The organism is Arthrobacter sp. B0316-5-4 (assembly GCF_059090325.1).
Genome location: NZ_JBNHFN010000003.1, coordinates 120,782 through 137,213, shown reverse-complemented (window position 1 = coordinate 137,213; position 16,432 = coordinate 120,782). Strand labels below are relative to the sequence as shown.

16 protein-coding genes are annotated in these 16,432 nt (G+C 64.2%); 8 read left to right on the top strand and 8 right to left on the bottom strand.

The genetic code is table 11. The annotated features are described in order from the left end of the window. Positions 1-67: 67 nt before the first annotated feature. Positions 68-1,717: a PucR family transcriptional regulator gene (locus AC5RU9_RS09140; RefSeq protein ID WP_494016179.1), complete on the top strand. Its 1,650-nt coding sequence runs from the start codon at positions 68-70 to the stop codon at positions 1,715-1,717. A 16-nt stretch (positions 1,718-1,733) separates the two neighbouring features. Here AC5RU9_RS09140 and AC5RU9_RS09135 read toward each other — a convergent pair whose 3' ends face one another. The 4 genes from AC5RU9_RS09135 to AC5RU9_RS09120 all read right to left on the bottom strand — a co-directional run bounded on the left by AC5RU9_RS09135 (position 1,734) and on the right by AC5RU9_RS09120 (position 6,683). Beyond that, entirely contained in the window at positions 1,734-4,088 is a 2,355-nt protein-coding gene (locus tag AC5RU9_RS09135) for a glycoside hydrolase family 65 protein (protein WP_494016178.1), read from the bottom strand. A 30-nt stretch (positions 4,089-4,118) separates the two neighbouring features. Next, entirely contained in the window at positions 4,119-4,844 is a 726-nt protein-coding gene (locus AC5RU9_RS09130) for an HAD family hydrolase (RefSeq protein ID WP_211710923.1), read from the bottom strand. 14 nt (positions 4,845-4,858) lie between these two features. Next, on the bottom strand, positions 4,859-5,860 hold the full coding sequence (locus tag AC5RU9_RS09125) for a LacI family DNA-binding transcriptional regulator (RefSeq protein WP_307843746.1): 1,002 nt from the start codon (positions 5,858-5,860) through the stop codon (positions 4,859-4,861). A gap of 205 nt (positions 5,861-6,065) precedes the next feature. Then, positions 6,066-6,683, bottom strand: coding sequence for an alpha/beta hydrolase (locus AC5RU9_RS09120; RefSeq protein ID WP_211710926.1), 618 nt, complete (start codon positions 6,681-6,683; stop codon positions 6,066-6,068). Between the two features lie 26 nt (positions 6,684-6,709). Between AC5RU9_RS09120 and AC5RU9_RS09115 the strand changes: the two genes are divergently transcribed. Both AC5RU9_RS09115 and AC5RU9_RS09110 read left to right on the top strand, forming a co-directional pair. Continuing rightward, complete coding sequence (locus AC5RU9_RS09115; RefSeq protein WP_309995616.1) at positions 6,710-7,150, top strand: helix-turn-helix transcriptional regulator; 441 nt, start codon at positions 6,710-6,712, stop codon at positions 7,148-7,150. 19 nt (positions 7,151-7,169) lie between these two features. Continuing rightward, the gene (locus tag AC5RU9_RS09110) at positions 7,170-7,571 is read left to right on the top strand and encodes a VOC family protein (protein WP_211710929.1); all 402 of its coding nucleotides are present in this window, start codon (positions 7,170-7,172) and stop codon (positions 7,569-7,571) included. Between the two features lie 92 nt (positions 7,572-7,663). On the opposite strand, the gene AC5RU9_RS09105 is transcribed toward AC5RU9_RS09110, so the two are convergent. The 3 genes from AC5RU9_RS09105 to AC5RU9_RS09095 form a co-directional block, all read right to left on the bottom strand. Continuing rightward, on the bottom strand, positions 7,664-8,803 hold the full coding sequence (locus tag AC5RU9_RS09105) for a glutamate--cysteine ligase 2 (protein ID WP_494016177.1): 1,140 nt from the start codon (positions 8,801-8,803) through the stop codon (positions 7,664-7,666). Positions 8,804-8,842: 39 nt separating this feature from the next. Beyond that, on the bottom strand, positions 8,843-9,301 hold the full coding sequence (locus tag AC5RU9_RS09100; RefSeq protein WP_211710931.1) for a hypothetical protein: 459 nt from the start codon (positions 9,299-9,301) through the stop codon (positions 8,843-8,845). 216 nt (positions 9,302-9,517) lie between these two features. Then, positions 9,518-10,291, bottom strand: coding sequence for a GAF and ANTAR domain-containing protein (locus AC5RU9_RS09095; protein WP_211710932.1), 774 nt, complete (start codon positions 10,289-10,291; stop codon positions 9,518-9,520). Positions 10,292-10,469: 178 nt separating this feature from the next. On the opposite strand from AC5RU9_RS09095, the gene AC5RU9_RS09090 reads away from it, so the two are divergent. From AC5RU9_RS09090 to AC5RU9_RS09070, 5 genes are all read left to right on the top strand, one after another. After that, positions 10,470-10,901, top strand: coding sequence for a hypothetical protein (locus AC5RU9_RS09090; RefSeq protein ID WP_211710933.1), 432 nt, complete (start codon positions 10,470-10,472; stop codon positions 10,899-10,901). Positions 10,902-11,625: 724 nt separating this feature from the next. Continuing rightward, entirely contained in the window at positions 11,626-12,417 is a 792-nt protein-coding gene (locus tag AC5RU9_RS09085; protein WP_211710934.1) for a DeoR/GlpR family DNA-binding transcription regulator, read from the top strand. Next, positions 12,414-13,400 (top strand): 1-phosphofructokinase family hexose kinase, encoded by a 987-nt coding sequence (locus AC5RU9_RS09080; protein ID WP_494016176.1) that lies wholly within the window; start codon positions 12,414-12,416, stop codon positions 13,398-13,400. The genes AC5RU9_RS09085 and AC5RU9_RS09080 overlap by 4 nt, the downstream gene beginning before the upstream one ends. Before the next feature lie 2 nt (positions 13,401-13,402). After that, positions 13,403-15,445, top strand: coding sequence for a PTS fructose transporter subunit IIABC (locus AC5RU9_RS09075; RefSeq protein ID WP_494016175.1), 2,043 nt, complete (start codon positions 13,403-13,405; stop codon positions 15,443-15,445). A 36-nt stretch (positions 15,446-15,481) separates the two neighbouring features. After that, on the top strand, positions 15,482-15,760 hold the full coding sequence (locus AC5RU9_RS09070) for an HPr family phosphocarrier protein (RefSeq protein ID WP_090823822.1): 279 nt from the start codon (positions 15,482-15,484) through the stop codon (positions 15,758-15,760). An 81-nt stretch (positions 15,761-15,841) separates the two neighbouring features. Here the strand turns inward: AC5RU9_RS09070 and AC5RU9_RS09065 are convergent, their stop codons facing one another. Next, positions 15,842-16,429 (bottom strand): TetR/AcrR family transcriptional regulator, encoded by a 588-nt coding sequence (locus tag AC5RU9_RS09065; protein WP_494016174.1) that lies wholly within the window; start codon positions 16,427-16,429, stop codon positions 15,842-15,844. Positions 16,430-16,432 lie beyond the last annotated feature (3 nt).

Sequence of the window (16,432 nt, the reverse complement as noted above, 5' to 3'; positions counted from 1 at the left end):
GATCTCCCCCGCTCTATATGTAGGATTCTCCACAAGATCCGCTTGTGCCCTGTGATAACGTCCAACCATGGATACGACGACGCAGTCAGGGATGCAGCAATCGGCAGTACGCCTTTCCGACTGCATCCAGCTGATGCAGGCCGACCTGGTGCACGCCAATCCCACCCCGGAAAACCTCGGGCACCCGGTCTCGGACGTCCTCATGTACGACCCCCTGGATACGTGGTCCAGCGTGGACGATCGGATCATCCTCGCGGTCGGATGCACGTACGGTTCACCGGATTTCGATCAGCTCCTCCACCGGGCAGCTAACAGCAACGCGGCAGCGGTGATCGTCAAAGCCCATGGCGCCCGGATGGAGCAACTGCGCTCCGCGGCGGTCCGGCATACCCTCTCGGTCCTCGTGGCCCCGGATGACGCGGACTGGACGCAGCTGGTGGCTTTGGCGCGGGCATCGGTCATGGGCGCCGCTGCGGACTCGGTATCAGGCGTGCGGCTTGGCGATCTTTACGCGTTTGCCAACGCAGCGGCTTCCATCACCAACGGCGCCGCCAGCATTGTGGATCCGCTGGGCCGAATTTTGGGCTATTCCACGCTGCCGGGCCAACCCATCGACGAACTCCGGCGCATCACTACGCTGACCCTGCAGGAGACCATCCAGCCGGCGTTCGACCAGGACTTCAAGGCGGTTTACGCTGCGCCCGGCGCTGTGCTGGTCCCGGCGCCCGACGACGGAATGGCCCGCCTCGCTTTGGCTGTGCGGGCAGGTGGAGAACTGCTCGGGTCCATCTGGATCATCGATCCCGGCGAAGAAAAGCGCGCCACGGCATTGAACGCGCTGGATCGGATGGCGCCCCTGGCAGGGCTGCACATGCTCCATGCCCGCTCGGCATCAGACTTCGGGGAGCGACGAAATGCGGACCTCATCCGGACGCTCATGGATGACACTCCCCATGCCTCCTTCGCTGCCGCGCAGTTGGGCCTCGATACCGCCAACGGGCTGGCCGTGGCTGCCTTCTCGATTGTCCGCCCGGAGACGGGAAGCCTGGAGTCCGTCCGGGAAATCCACCGGCTGCTGCACCTGGTGACCACCGTGTGCAACGTCCAGTTCGGCACCGGCCACAGCGCCCTGATCGGCTCGGTGGTCTACGCACTCCTGCCCGGCAATGGCCCGTCCCCGCGGGCCCTGCATGCCCGGATCATCCAGGAGATCGAGGCCTATTCGCACACCATCAGTTCGTTCCCGGTCATTGCGACAGTGGGTGGAATCGCAGCGACCATCGACGAGCTGCCGCGATCCCGGTCCGAAGCCATGCGCACGCTGCACCATCTGTTGAACCTGCAGGCACGCCAGGGCAAGTCCCCGGGCAACCGCAAAGTACCGGGCGTTGCGCTCTTCGAGGACTTCCAGGTTCCGCTGAACCTGCTGAGGATTGGGGAGTTCATCGAGGACAATGGCCTGGCCGGAGCTGACGAGATTTCCCGGATCCAAGCCCGGGACGCCGAGCAGCAAACGGAGTACCTGGAGACCCTCCGGGCTTATCTGGCCTTCAACGGCAACATTTCCGCCATGGCCGCCCAACTCCATGTCCACAACAACACCGTCCGGTACCGCGTGGCCCGCCTGGCCGAGGACTTCAACCTTGACCTGGCGGACCCGCAGAAACGGCTGTGGATGTGGCTACGGGTAACCACCATGGAACTGGCCGCTAAGTAGCCCCGCCCAACGCGCCCTAACGGATGATGGGAAGTCCCGCCGTCGGGAAGACGCTGGGGAAGATCGACGGCGGCGGCACGGGGACGCTGTCCAGCGGCACCGTGACCGTTTCCGTCCCGACAGTGACGTCGTAGTCGCGCACCGTGATGTGCAACGGCTCGTCGCTGTAATCCGGCCCGGATTCGAGCGCCAACGCAATGGAGCCCTGTGCGAGTTCCACGGACAGCAGGCGGCCCTGCACCTTGAGCCGGAAGGACAGGTCCTCCCACTCGACGGGCAGGCGCGGGTCGAAACGCAGCACGTCGCCCTGGTCCCGCATGCCCGCGAAACCGCAGACCAGGGAGCTCCAGATACCGCCGGTGGAGGCGATGTGGACGCCGTCGATCGTGTTGCCGTGCGAGTTGTCGAGGTCAATGAAGAGGGCGTCGGTGAAGTGTTGCAGGGCAACATCGCCGTAGCCGACTTCGGCAGCCATGATGCCCTGCACGCAAGCAGAAAGGGTGGAGTCGCCGGTGGTGATGGGGTCGTAGAAGTCGAACGCCCGCTGCTTCTCTTCGGCCGTGAAATCCTGCCATTGGAGGAACATGGCCAGCACCGTATCGGCCTGCTTGAGGACCTGGTGCCGGTAGATCACCAACGGGTGGAAGTTCAGCAGCAACGGGTACTTGGACTTGGGGGTGTTCCAGTCCCACGGTTCCAGCGTCATGAAGTCGTTGTCCTGGCTGAACACCTCAAGGTGGGGATCGTACGGGAGCGACATGCGCTCGGCGGCCTGCCGCCACACCATCCGCTCGGTATCTGCGATCCCCTCATGCTCCAGCGCAGCGGCGGCCCGCAGGTTAAAGCGCGCCATGACGTTGGTGTACAGGTTGTCGTTGACCACAGCCGTGTACTCATCGGGGCCGGTCACACCATGGATGTGGAACATGCCGTCCTTGCCAAAGAAGCCAAGAGACGCCCACATCCGAGCTGTTTCAATGAGCAGGTCTGCACCCAGCTCGCCCCGGAACGAGGCATCTCCGCTGGCCCACTGGTAGCGGTTTGCGGCGAAGGCGATGGCTGCAGCGATGTGGAACTGGGCCGTTCCCGCAGCGTAATAGGCGCTGGCTTCCAGGCCGTTGATGGTCCGCCATGGGAACAGCGCGCCGTCAACGCTGAGCTCCTTTGCCCGCACACGCGCATCCGGCAACATGGCATGGCGGGATTCCAGCACTTTTCGGGCACCGCACGGGTTGGTGTACGTCAGGTAGGGCAGGAGGTAGATCTCCTGGTCCCAGAAGTAATGGCCCTCATAACCGGATCCACTGACGCCCTTGGCGGGGATGCCCGCCACCCCGGCGCGGGCAGTGGCCTGCGCCAGCTGGAAGAGTCCCCAGCGAACGGCCTGCTGCATCTCGGGCTGGCCGCCGATGGAGATGTCCGACGTGGTCCAGTACTGGTCGTAGTGGGCCTTGCTCTGGGCAATGATTTCGGAGAAGGTCACCAGGTTGGCTTCCGCGTCGGCGGCCAGGCTCTCGCCACGGTCCTCGGCGTCGCTAGAACCTGCCACCAGGTAACTGACGGTCTTCTCCACACGGAAAGCGTCGCCGGCGTGAATCGCCAAGACGTAACGGACGGACGATTCGTCTTCCGCCACCAGCGTTTCAAACGGCTGTCCTTCGGCGGAGATCCAGTGATCCACGGCCATGGCAACGCGCTGGCGCGATTCGGAGGTCTCCCATGCCATGCGGAGCGATCCGTCGGCACCTTGGAGGTGCAGCGGCAGGAGGACGCGCCCGGCGTGCCGGCCGGATCGGCGCGGGTCATGGACCGAGTGGTCCTCCACAGGCTGGTCCTGGCGGTTGACGACGCCGGAAATGATGTCCGCGGACACGTCGCGGTCAGCCGAAACGGACAGCTCCAAGCCAAGGCATCCGCGGTTGTCGAACCCCACCGCGCGGCGCTCCACCGTGGTCACGGTGGCGCCGGACCGGCAGGCATACGTGGTGCTTTCCTCGTAGACGCCGGTGGAAAAGTCCACGGAGCGGTGGTAGTCCAGCACCGTGGACTCGGCCAGGCTCAGCGCCTCGCCGTCGATGGAGACGGTGAAGTTGTTGGCGTCCGGCACGTAGACGATCCGCTGCCCGGTGCGGGCAAAACCGTAGGCATTCTCGGCGTGCTTGATGTCCCAGATCTCGTGGAAACCGTTGATGAACGTGCCGGGAAGCTCACTGTCGCCCGCGGTTGAATGTGAGCCGCGGATGCCCAGGTGGCCGTTGCCGAGCGCGAACAGTGTTTCCAGGGTCCCCTCGTCACCCGGGACGTGGATGTTTTCCACGAGCTTCCAGGGCTCGCAGGGGAAGCGCAGCCGATCGGAGCTGATGAGTGCCATGGGCTAAGGAGGTCCTTCGAAAAAGTAGGGTTAGAGAAGATCGTTGAGGTCGTCGACCACCAGCGTGGCCCCGGCGTCCAGCAGGGTTTGGCGGCCGGCTCCGCGGTCCACGCCGATAACGGCGTAAAAGTCGGCCCCCGCGCCGGCCTGCACGCCGGAAACGGCGTCCTCAACCACGATGCATTCCTCAACAGGCACGCCCAGCAGACCTGCCGCGTAAACGTAAGTTGCCGGATCCGGCTTACCGGGAAGTCCGACGCCGGCGGCCACCTGGCCATCCACCACCACCTCGAAGTGGTGGTCAAGGCCGGCGGCCTTGAGCACTGCGGGCGCGTTGCGGGATGAAGACACGACGGCGACCTTCAGTCCCAGCTCCACCGCGGCATTGATGAACTTGACCGAGCCCTGGTACGGCTCGACGCCGCGGGAGTTCACGATCTCGTTGAAGATGGCGTTCTTCCTGTTGCCCAGGCCCTGCACTGTTTGGTTGTCGGGGTGGTCATGGACGGGCCCTTCGGGGAGCGTAATGCCACGTGAAGCCAGGAAATCCCGGACGCCATCGAAGCGCGGCTTGCCATCGATGTGATCGAAGTAGTCGCTTTCCTGGTAGCCCTGGGCATGGCCGGTCCCGGCGAGGTAGTCGTTGAACAGTTCCTGCCACGCATGCTCGTGCACCACGGCAGTGGGCGTCAGCACGCCGTCGAGGTCGAACAGCAGCGCCGAGGCGCCAGTCCAGGCATTCCGAAGATCAGTCATGTGCAGTATTCCGTTCAGCGCTTGTGGCGCGTGGTTTTGCGTTCGATGAGCTTGGTATCGAGCAGGTGGTTTGCGGGTTGGTGGGGGGTTTCAGTATTCAGCAGGCGTTCACACAGCAGGTTCGCTGCGAAGGCCCCTTGGTCGGCAACGGGCTGCGCCACTGTGCTCAGGCCAAGGAACCCGCTCATGGGGTGGTCGTCGATGCCGACTACTGACACGTGCTTGGGGACGGAGAGGCCGTGTTCGCGGAGCGTCGTCAACGCACCGAAGGCCGCTTCGTCGCAATGGGCGAACACTGCCGTGGGCCGTGCGCCGCGGGTGATGAGTTCGGTCATCGCCCGCCGGCCGTCGTCGATGCTTGGCCCGGCAGCCACCACAGAGTCCGGGTGGACGGTGAGGTGGTGTTCATCCAGCGCACGCCTGAAGCCACGGAACCGAGGAGTCTCGGTCACAACGGGGTGTTCGTTGCTCGAGAGAACGGCCAAGTCCCAATGGCCCAACCCCAGCAGGTGTTGGGTAGCCTGCCAGGCTGCGTGTTCGTCATCGATACCTACATTGTCCCACGGAACATTTCGCATGCCCACGCTGGCCACCGGCAGCCCACACGCTACCAACGCTTCCACTTCTCCCGGCGCAAGGTCAACGTTGAGCAGCAGCACCCCGTCCACCCTCTGGGCCAGGTTGCTGAGGTCCGCAAAGAACTCGCGCCTCACGGTGGCCTTGTTGCGCAGGCTGATCAGGACCGTGTCATATCCGCTGTCGCCGAGCACTTCCTCCGCCGCTTCCACGGTTTGGGCAAAGAACCAGGCTGTGGCTGTCGGGGCCACGATGGCCACGGACCGGGTGCTGCCGCCTGCCAGCCTGGACGCTGCGGCCGACGGTTTGTAGCCGAGCTTACTGGCGGCTTCCGCCACTTGGTGCCGGGCTTTGTCAGAAACGTTGGGGAGGTTCCTGAGGGCCCTGGACACCGTGCAAATGGACAATCCGGAGAGGACGGCTACGTCCTGGATCGTCACCCTGTGAGTCCTAACCATGCAACACGGCCTCAACCCTTTCCATCCTCGCCTGACGCCTTCACGCGCGTCCCGCATCGGGACACCAGCCAAAAGTGTAAGCGCTTACAATTTTGTCATTCAATAGAGTGCAGTCGAAGTCGAAATTGTGACGCGAATCTCACCGGCGTCTTGATTTTGGACCCGGGATGGCTTCTAATCCGGCGAACTACCGCAATACGTAGTACTTGAGGAAGGCGCTGACATCCACCAGTTCCTGCGGCTCAATCCTGTGCCCCATCCCCGGATAGGTTCGCGCGGTCAGCGCAACGTTGGCATGCAGCCATTCCTCGGTGTGCGCTATCGCGTCCTCGTTGATGACCGGATCAGCCTTGTCCCTCCCCCAAAAGAAGGGGGGCGGACTGTCGAAGGACTCGCTGAGGGCAAGGAGGTCGTTGTCCATCACGAAGCCGGACAGGCCCACCGTCGCCTTGAACTCCTGTGGACGCAGGCGCAGGAGCGTGCTGGCCATGGCCATGCCTTGGGAGTAACCCAGCAGGCTGACGCTGCTGTGATTCCCTTTGACGGAGTTGATCCAGTCGAACACCCGGTTGGTGGAGGAGATGACATCCGCGAAGTCGTTGGTAAGGAAGTAGTCCAGCAGGAACCAGCCGTAGTCGTCACCGATGACTTTGGGCCCACGCAGCGCGGCACAGCTGAAGTCCGCGGGCAAATGCGGGAACAGCTTCACCATGCGCTGCTCGCTGGTGCCATAACCGTGCAACATCACCAACAAAGGGGTGCCTGCCCGCTCGTTTTCGGGCTTCGACCAAACCACTGAATCCATGGGACTGAGACTAGTAGACTTGCCGCATGACTCCGCAGGAACTGGCCAACTTGGCCCATCTGCGGCGAGCGCGCGACTTCATTGACCGCGAGTATGCGCGCCCGCTGGATGTGCCCACCATGGCCGCCGGCGCGCTGATGTCCCCCGCCCACTTCTCCCGCCAATTCAAGGCCGCGTATGGCGAATCGCCCTACAACTACCTGATGACCAGGCGGATCGAGCGGGCCATGGCATTGCTTCGCTCGGGAACCAGCGTCACGGATGCCTGCATGGAGGTTGGCTGTACATCCTTGGGTTCGTTCAGTTCCCGCTTCACCGAAATCGTGGGCATCACCCCCAGCGAATACCGCTCCCGCGAACACCACGCCGTGAAGGCAATGCCCACATGCATCGCCAAGCAGCACACCCGCCCCGATCGCAAGGGCGGCAACAACCTGAGCAGGATCGAAGAAGCGCCCGCACCGTAGCTGAAATAGCGTGGGCGGTATGAACATTTCACTGAAGTACGCACACGTTACTGTCAACGACGTCGATGAGTCCCTCGCTTTCTACCGCGACGCCCTCGGCCTGCAGGTCCGCAACGACGTTGGCTCGGACGGTCAGCGCTGGGTCACCCTCGGCAGCGATGCCCAACCCGACCTTGAGCTCGTCCTGTCCCCACCGCACGCCGGCCGCTCCCAGGCCGACGGCGACGCCATCCAGGAACTCCTCACCAAGGGCGTCATGCCGATGCTCGTGTTCAACACGGACGACCTCGATGCAACGTTCGAGAAGCTCCGCGCATCCGGCGCTGAGGTCCTCCAGGAGCCGATCGTCCAGCCGTGGGGTCCGCGCGACTGCGCTTTCCGCGACCCTTCGGGCAACATGATCCGCATCAACCAGGGCTGAGCAAACCCTAAAGTACGACGGCGGGAGGTCACCGTGGGCACCCATGGTGACTTTTCGCCGTCGTACTTCTGCTGCTGCGTGTCCTGTCGCTGTCAGCGGCCAAGCAGGTACTTGGCGTCGGACAGTTCGCCGTCCTGATGGGTGGACGCGATGGCTGCGGAAACGACGTCCGACAAGCGGCGCCGACGACTGTAGGCCTCGCGCTGCAACCGTTCGCCCGTTCCGCGGCGGAGGATGTTCGCCACCCCCGCGCGCGCAACGGCCAGGTCCCCCGTCTCCACCAAGGCCCGGCGGACGTGCCGGAGGAGGGCGGCCACGACGTCGGCGGCAGGAAAGGGCGTCTGTTCCAGCGGGTGCAGCAGCTGCTGGTCGACGCCGAAGCGGCTGGCTTTCCAGTTGGCCATCCGCAGGACCGGGGTGGAAACGGCCGACGGCGGGACCCCCTTGCGCCACTCATCCGCCGAGGTCTCCACCAAGGCCCGGGCGATCAGCGCGATGGCCAGGGCATCCTCGGCGTAAAGGCACACATCAGCAACCCGGAACTCAACGGTTGGATGCCCCCTGGACAGACGCGCATCAAAATAGATCATGCCCTCATCCAGGGGAACACCGGTCCCGAGGAGGCTCGAGGCCACAGCCTGGTAACCCTCCGCTGATCCGAAGACATCCATGGGACCAGCCGTGGGCCACCGGTTCCAGATCTGCGTGCGATAACTGGCAAAGCCGGTGTCGGCGCCCATCCAGAACGGCGAGTTGGCGCTCAGCGCCAGAAGCACGGGAAGCCAGTGACGCATCCGGTCCAGGACAGCTACGCCTTCCTCCGGCGACTCGATGGAAACATGGACGTGGAAGCCACAGGTGAGCTGTTCGCGGGAAATCAGCCCGAACTCGTTGCCCATGGCCGCGTATCGCTGGTTGCCGCCGGTGGGCGTCGCATGGAAGACCGGGGGCGTTGCCAACGCTGCCACCCTCGCCCCGACAGCCCTGGCAGCCTTATCCGCAAGCGCCCTGCCCGCGCGGATTTCGGCCCGAAGTTCGGACGCTGTCCGGCAAGGGAGCGAGTTGACTTCAATCTGTTCCTGCTTGAACTCCGACTTCAAGGAAGGTGCGTCATCACTGGGCTCCTCGCCCGGAGTGCCGGCCATATCCAGGATCCCGGCCGCCAAAGCCAAGGGCGTCCCGTCCGAGGGATCGGCAATCAGCAACTCTTCCTCGACACCAAAGGTGCGCATGGCCACCCCTCCCCACGACGAGTTATTCAAGCACGGCAGTTAGCCAACGTGGCGTGGAACCTCCATTTGGAATCCGCACCGGCAATGGAGCACCTGGGTCTGCAGGTACACCTCAAGAAGGTTGGGCGTGCCAGGATCGTCCGTGGTCCGCGGAGCCTCGATCACGCGCTCCGTGGGGCGCCCCAACGTCATGGGCTCACCGCAATGGGTGCAACTGAACCAGAGTCCAGCGGCGGACGTTGACAGGAATTCCTTCTGGATCTCAGGCACCAGCGCGTCCAAACGGACAGTGTGGGCGTAGAACGTATCGCACTCGCTGCAGGTGTAGCTGACTTCCACCAGCTGGGACTGGTTGGGGGCCGCCTCTACGACGGTTTCCACGAAAACGTACGAATCCGTGTCGCAGACCGTGCACCATGGGCGCGCGTCGGTATCGGCGGCTGCGGGCACCGCCCCCATAAGAGGTTTCGGGGCGGGAATCGGGGATCCAAGCGTCATTGCCATTCTCCTTTTACTCCTTCAAGGAGCCTGCATGCATGCACGCGGTGAGCCGGCCGATAGAGGCCACGGCATCAGTGCAGTTTGTGGACCATCCTTGATGGTGTCAGGCATGAGGTTCCAAGGGCTATCTGCTTAACCCATGTATGAATGTAGTTCACCAGTGGCGAAGGTCACAAGTGATGGGGTGGCTCCGGACCAGTCTCCGGCCTGTGCTCAGGGCTCGAAATGGGCCACAGGAGCATGGTTGGCCACAGACTTCACCAGCGACTCCGCGACGTCCCGGAGCTTCTGGTTCCGGGTGCTGGACGCCTTCTTGAGGATTTGGAATGCCTCGTCCTGCGTGCAGCGGTTCTGGCCCATGATGATGCCGCTCGCCAGGTCGATCACCGTGCGGGAGTGCATGGCTTCTTGGAGGTCCTCGGCGTGCTGCTGCTTGACGCCGATCCGCACGGCCAACCTCAGCGAGCGTTCGGCTTGGCTGGCGTAGAGCTCGCAGGTGCGGATGGTGGCGTCATCGTAGACGTGCGCCTGCGGGGCGAAAAAGTTCAGTGCCGCAGTGGCGCCCTCGTCCAGTTCGAGCGGCACGCAAAGGGCAGAAAGGTGGCCACGGTCGGCGATCACGGAACAGTACTCGGACCACCGCTCTTCGGTGGAGGTGTCCGGAACGTGCACGGTGCCATGGCTTCGCATGGCCTCCAGGCAGGGGCCGTCGCCATAGGCCTGCTGGACTTCGTCGATCAAGCGGGCCTCGTGGGTACTCCCAGCCACGGTGGCGGTCCGTCGGCGACGACTCAGGGTGATGCCGCAGAGGACATCGACGCCCACGGCCTGGGAGACCGCGGCCGCTGAGAACGCCGCGAGTTCATTGAGGAATCCGCCTACGTCCTCGCTATCGATCACGAGGTCCTGCAATTGCTCGGGGACCGAAACTTCGTCGGGCGCCTGGTCAGCATCAGGCAGCGCCAGATCTACGTTCATTTCGTCCATGCCTTAGTTTAGGGTCGAGGGGCCACCGTATCGCCACCCCTTGATGAATGACAACAGAATCCTTGCATATGCCGTGCACCTATGTGCACAATCTTGCTACGTCCCCTTCCAGGGACCCAGGCTTTCCAGCTCATGCAGACGGGCGTCCCGCATTTTTTTGATGCAAAGGTACAGACCCATGCCGGCCCAGCCAGCGTCCAGAGTCCCGGACGAAGCCCACCAACCTCCTGACGAGCCGCTTTGGTGCAAGCGCTGCAATACCGACAGGAATCTACTGGTCAATTCCATCCAGTCCCACTATCCACCGGCACCCAACATGGTTGACGTCGCTTACGAATGCAGCGACTGCAGGTACTCCTACACGCAGATTGCCTCAGTCCAGAAAGTGGCTGCGGTGCTCAACCGCCCGGGCGTCACACAGGGTGTGCTGCAGTTCGGCGGCCAATATCTCCACTGCGGCGAGCCAATGAAGACCAAGAGCTGCGAATTGCGGAGAATACAGGCCCCCTTGGTGTTGAAGCCCAAGGCGCAGCTACGGATGTACGAGGTACTCATCAACACACGGATTCTCGGATGTCATTGCGGCTTCCGCATGGAGATTCCGGACTGAATTCGACCATTGGCTTCGGTGCCGCAGGACAGCCCTGGAGCGACAGGAAGGAACACCATGCACGCAGAACCACAAAGACGAGAGCCTGCGGTGACCGGAGGGAAGACCGGCGGGAAGACCGACCAAGGCAGGAAGCGGAAGCTTCCTGATCCGCCGGATCCGGACAACCTGCCTATCGACTATCCGGGATCGGGATGGGATTCAGGCAGCTACCCAACCCATGTGCCACCGACCCTTCGGCCGCAGCAACCCGCACATCGCGGGAGCCTCTGATCATGGGTCCCCAAGGCGCCCCGCACCCCGATCCCACGCAGAATCCCGGCCCGGATCGGACACGCGAGCCGGGCCCAACGCCCGAGCCGGTTCCACTTCCCGAGCCCGGCCCACCGCCGGTTGCGGAGCCCACCCCAGGGCCGGCCACACCACCGCCACCTGAACCGGGAGGAGCGCCCCGACCCTAGCGGTCTGCTGGCACCTCCACCCCATGGACCGGATCCTGGCACATCCCCCAGTCAGGATCCGAAGTAGGGCATGCCGCGCTACAGGGAGTGCGGCATGCCCTTTGGCGTGTCCGGACACCTGCACCCGCGAATCTTTGTTTATGTTGGTTTTCCCTTGACTTCCCCACATAAACAAAGATAGAGTCAAGCAATTCCACATCGTTGTGACAGCAGTCACGGCTGTGGCTGTACTGAATTCTTGGCTTTACCGCAATGGAGGGTAAGTGTTCGCAGAAGAGCGCCAACAACTGATCTCCGCCCTCGTCGCCGAGCGCGGACGGGTGAGCGTCACTGACCTCGCCGACCGTTTCAGCATCACCACTGAGACCATTCGCCGCGATCTCGCTGCCCTTGAAGTTTCCGGGAACCTGCGCCGGGTACACGGCGGCGCGGTTCCTTCGGACCGGCTAAGCACCAGGGAAGAGAGCATCCTTGAGCGTGCCGTCCAGCGCCAGTCCCAGAAGCTCCGGATCGCCAACGCAGCACTCGCGCTGATTCCGGAACTCACCAGCGGCAGCATCCTCCTCGACGCCGGATCAACCACGGAAACCCTCGCGGACCTGCTCGCACAGCGGACCCCGCCGGCCCACGGAAGCGACGAACTCGTAGTCATCACGCATGCCATCCCCATCGCCGGCAAGCTCTCATCCACTCCTGGAATTGCACTCCAGATCCTGGGTGGCCGCGTCCGCGGCCTCACCCAGGCAGCCGTCGGGCAATCCACAGTGGAGGCCGCGTACCGGCTCCGTCCGGACATCGCTTTTGTGGGGACCAACGGGATCCACGCCGACTTCGGGCTGAGCACCCCCGACCCCGAGGAAGCAGCGGTCAAGGCCGCCTTCGTCAAGTCTGCCCGGCGGGTGGTTGCCCTGGCTGATTCTTCCAAGCTGGACGCCGAAACACTGGTCCAGTTCGCCACATTGAAGGATGTTGACACGTTGATAACAGACAGCGAACCGTCCGCGGAACTCGCGGCCGCCCTGGCCGATGCCGGCGTCGACGTGGTGATCGCATGATCGTCACCCTGACAGCCAACCCCAGCCTGGACAGGACGGTGGAACTCCCCGGAGCCCTGGCCCGCGGCGAAGTCCAGCGCGCCGTGGCAGTCCACCAGGAATCCGGCGGGAAGGGCGTCAATGTGTCCCGGGCCCTTGTCGCCTCAGGCCTCGAAACGTTGGCTGTCCTTCCGGGCGCCGACTCGGACCCCGTTCTGTCCGGACTGCACGACGGCGGCGTGCCGTTTGCGGCGCTCCGCATCGGTCAGGCGCTGCGCAGCAATGTCACACTCACCGAACCGGATGGCGTCACCACCAAGATCAACGAACCCGGCCCGGAGCTGAGCGGTGAACAGCAGGAAGCCCTGATCGGGCTGCTGCTGGACCGTTCCCGTGGCGCCAGCTGGGTGGTTCTCGCGGGCTCGCTCCCACCAGGAGTTCCCGCGGACTTCTACGCCACAATCGCGCGTCGACTCCGGTCGAACGCAGATGGGACGACAGCCCCAGGCATCGCCATCGACTCCTCCGGGGCGCCGCTTGCGGCAGCCCTGGTGGGTGATGCCGCAGGAAAACCGGACCTCCTCAAGCCGAACGCGGAAGAGCTCGCCGAGCTTGCAGCCGCTGCAGGTTTCACCAACGTCTACACAGCTGAGCAACTGGAAGCAGACCCGGCCAAAGCCGCCCAAGCTGCTGCCGCCGTCGTCGCCAGCGGTGTAGGCGCCGTTCTCGCAACACTCGGGTCCAAGGGCGCAGTCCTGGTGACCGCGGACGGAGCATGGTTCGCCACGCATCCGCCGATCAAGGCCGTCAGCACGGTGGGCGCAGGGGATTCATCCCTGGCCGGCTATCTGCTGGCTGCAACCCAGGGTGGTTCCGCTCAGGACTGCCTTCGTCAGGCGGTGGCACATGGTGCCGCTGCTGCTTCGCTGCCGGGCTCCACTGTCCCGGCAGTCCACCAGACAACCCCCGACGCCGTAACCATCACGGCCCTCCAGAAGGACTAACAGTGACCCAGCTGATCACACCCCAATTGGTCACCCTCGACCAGAACCTGGGCGACTCCCCCGCCGACGTCATCCGCGTCCTGGCCGGCAAAGTCGCCGCGGCCGGCCGTGCTTCCGAGGTTGAAGGGCTCTTCACGGATGCCTTCGCCCGTGAGCAGAAGACCGCAACCGGCGTGCCCGGTGGCATCGCCATCCCACACTGCCGCTCAGCGGCGGTCACGGAGCCTGCCCTGGCCATGGCCCGTCTCTCCCACAAGGTGGACTTCGGTGCCAAGGACGGTCCGGCCGACCTCATCTTCTTCATCGCAGCCCCGGACGGAGCCGACCAGGAACACCTGAAGCTGCTCTCCAAGCTGGCCCGTTCCCTCATCAAGAAGGACTTCACGGCTGCGCTCCGCGCGGCCGCCACGGAGCAGGACATTGTGGACCTCGTGGACGGCGCGTTGGCCGACAAGCCGGCCGCGCACGCCGCACCCACCCCTGAGGCGGCTGCTGCAGCGGGCACGACGACGACTGCCGCACCCAAGCGCATCGTTGCAGTCACCGCATGCCCCACGGGGATCGCGCACACCTACATGGCTGCCGATTCACTGGTTGCTGCTGCCCAGGAAATGGGCGTGGACCTCCAGGTCGAGACACAGGGTTCCTCCGGCGCCAAGCCGCTGGACCCGGCAGTGATCGCTGCGGCAGACGCGGTGATCTTCGCCGTCGACGTCGACGTTCGCGGCAAGGAGCGCTTCGCCGGCAAGCCGGTCATCAACGCCCCGGTCAAGCGTGGCATCGACGAGCCCGCAAAGATGGTCCAGGAAGCCTTGGCCGCGGCAGTGGACCCGCATGCACGCCGCGTTCCGCACTTCGGCGCCGAAGAGCAAGCTGAGCGCGCAGAGGAGGAGAAGGGCGAGCACATCGGGCAGAAGCTGAAGCGCGCACTCCTCACCGGTGTCAGCTACATGATCCCGTTCGTTGCCGGTGGCGGCCTCCTGATTGCCCTCGGGTTCCTCATGGGTGGCTACCTCATCACCAGTTTCGCGGACAAGATCGTTGTCGAGAACAGCATCTTCAACCTGCCCACCGAATTCCCGGACAACGCTTGGGGACCGCTGGGTGCTTACATCGGAGCTGTGCTCTTCAAGATCGGCGCCCTGTCCCTCGGGTTCCTGGTTCCTGCACTGGCTGGCTACATCGCCTACGCCATCGCTGACCGCCCCGGCATCGCGCCCGGCTTTGTGGCCGGTGCCGTGTCCGGGTTTATGGGCGCAGGCTTCCTCGGCGGTATCGTCGGCGGCCTCCTGGCAGGCTATGTTGCCTACCAGATCGGCAAGCTGGACGTCCCGCGTTGGCTTCGCGGCCTGATGCCAGTGGTCATCATTCCGTTGATCGCGTCCCTGGTGGCGTCCGGCTTGATGTTCCTGATCCTGGGCGCTCCCATCGTCGCACTCACCAACGCCCTGAACGCCGGGCTCTCAAGCCTGACCGGAGCCGGCGCGATCGTCCTCGGCATCATCCTGGGCCTCATGATGTGCTTCGACCTCGGTGGACCCGTCAACAAGGTCGCTTACGCCTTTGCCGTCGCGGGCCTCGGCGCCGCGAGTGTCACCAACCAGGCTCCCTGGCAGATCATGGCCGCAGTCATGGCGGCAGGTATGGTTCCGCCGTTGGCTATGGCCCTGGCCACCGTCCTGGACAAGAAGCTCTTCTCCCTGGCCGAGCGTGAAAATGGCAAGGCCGCGTGGCTCCTGGGTGCTTCCTTCATCTCCGAAGGCGCCATTCCCTTCGCAGCCGCAGATCCGCTTCGCGTCATTCCTGCCAGCATGGTGGGCGGTGCTGTAACAGGAGCACTCTCCATGGCCTTCGGAGTGACCTCCAAGGCACCGCATGGCGGACTGTTCGTGTTCTTCGCGATCGACAACTTCGTGTTGTTCTTCCTCTCGATTGCAGTGGGCGTGGTTATCACGGCACTGCTGGTCATCGCCCTCAAGCGCTGGGCCTTCCGGAAGCCGGTTGAAGCAGAGCCAGTCCCCGCCACCGCAACCGCCAGCGTCTAGACTTCCCACAAAGCCACCCACACCTAAGGAGCACCAATGCCTGAACGTACAGCCACCATCGCAAGCCGCGTCGGCCTCCACGCCCGCCCGGCAGCCATCTTCGCAGAGGCCGCCGGAGACCTTGACCTCGACGTCACCATTGCCCGCCAGGGCGAGCCCGCGGATGACGCCATGGATGCAGCCAGCATCCTGTCCCTGATGAGCCTGGGTGCAGCCCACGGCGACGTGGTGGTCCTGCGCGCTGAAGGCGAGGGTGCTGACGCAGCCCTGGACAGCCTGGTCAAGATCCTCGAAACGGACCACGACGCCGAGTAGGGACACGTAGCACCGCAAGCGACACACAGAGAGCCTGGCGACACCCGCATGTGGGTGTCGCCAGGCTCTTTCTGTATCTCCTTACGGCTCCGCGAGCTTGTCCAGGTGGCGCGCGAGCATGCTGAGCATGGGACTTGCCGCAGGCAGTTCCCCGCTCCACAACCCGTTCATCGCAATTCCGTCCAGGAGCGCGCGTAGCCGCTGTGCTTCATACTCGGAGTCGCGGCCCTGGTGGAACTGACCAGCTTCCATCAGGATCTGCAGGGCGGCATGGCACGCGCGATCGACCGCCTCGCTCAGCCGGACCGCCGCAGGGCGCAGTTCGCTGTCGGTGAGGGAAAGGACGCCGAGCTGGACTTGCGCCACCAGTTCCAGGCGTCGTTCTTTGTCGAGGGGGAGCAACTGCAACAGCAACTCATCAACCAGGGCCCGTCCGGTTAGCTCGAGTGAGGCCACCCTGGCGGTGACTCGATCCTCAATGAGTTGCAGGCAGTACTCCCGAAGGGCATGCTGCGTGGCAAACGCCCGTCGCAGCGAGGCGGCGGCTATGCCGGCTTCCGCCGCGACCCCGCGCACGGACAGGCCGGACAGCCCATCGCGTTCGAGGACACGAAGGGAAGCTTCCGCAATCGCTGCGGTACGTGCCTCTGCGTCGATTCTCCGTGGCATGGT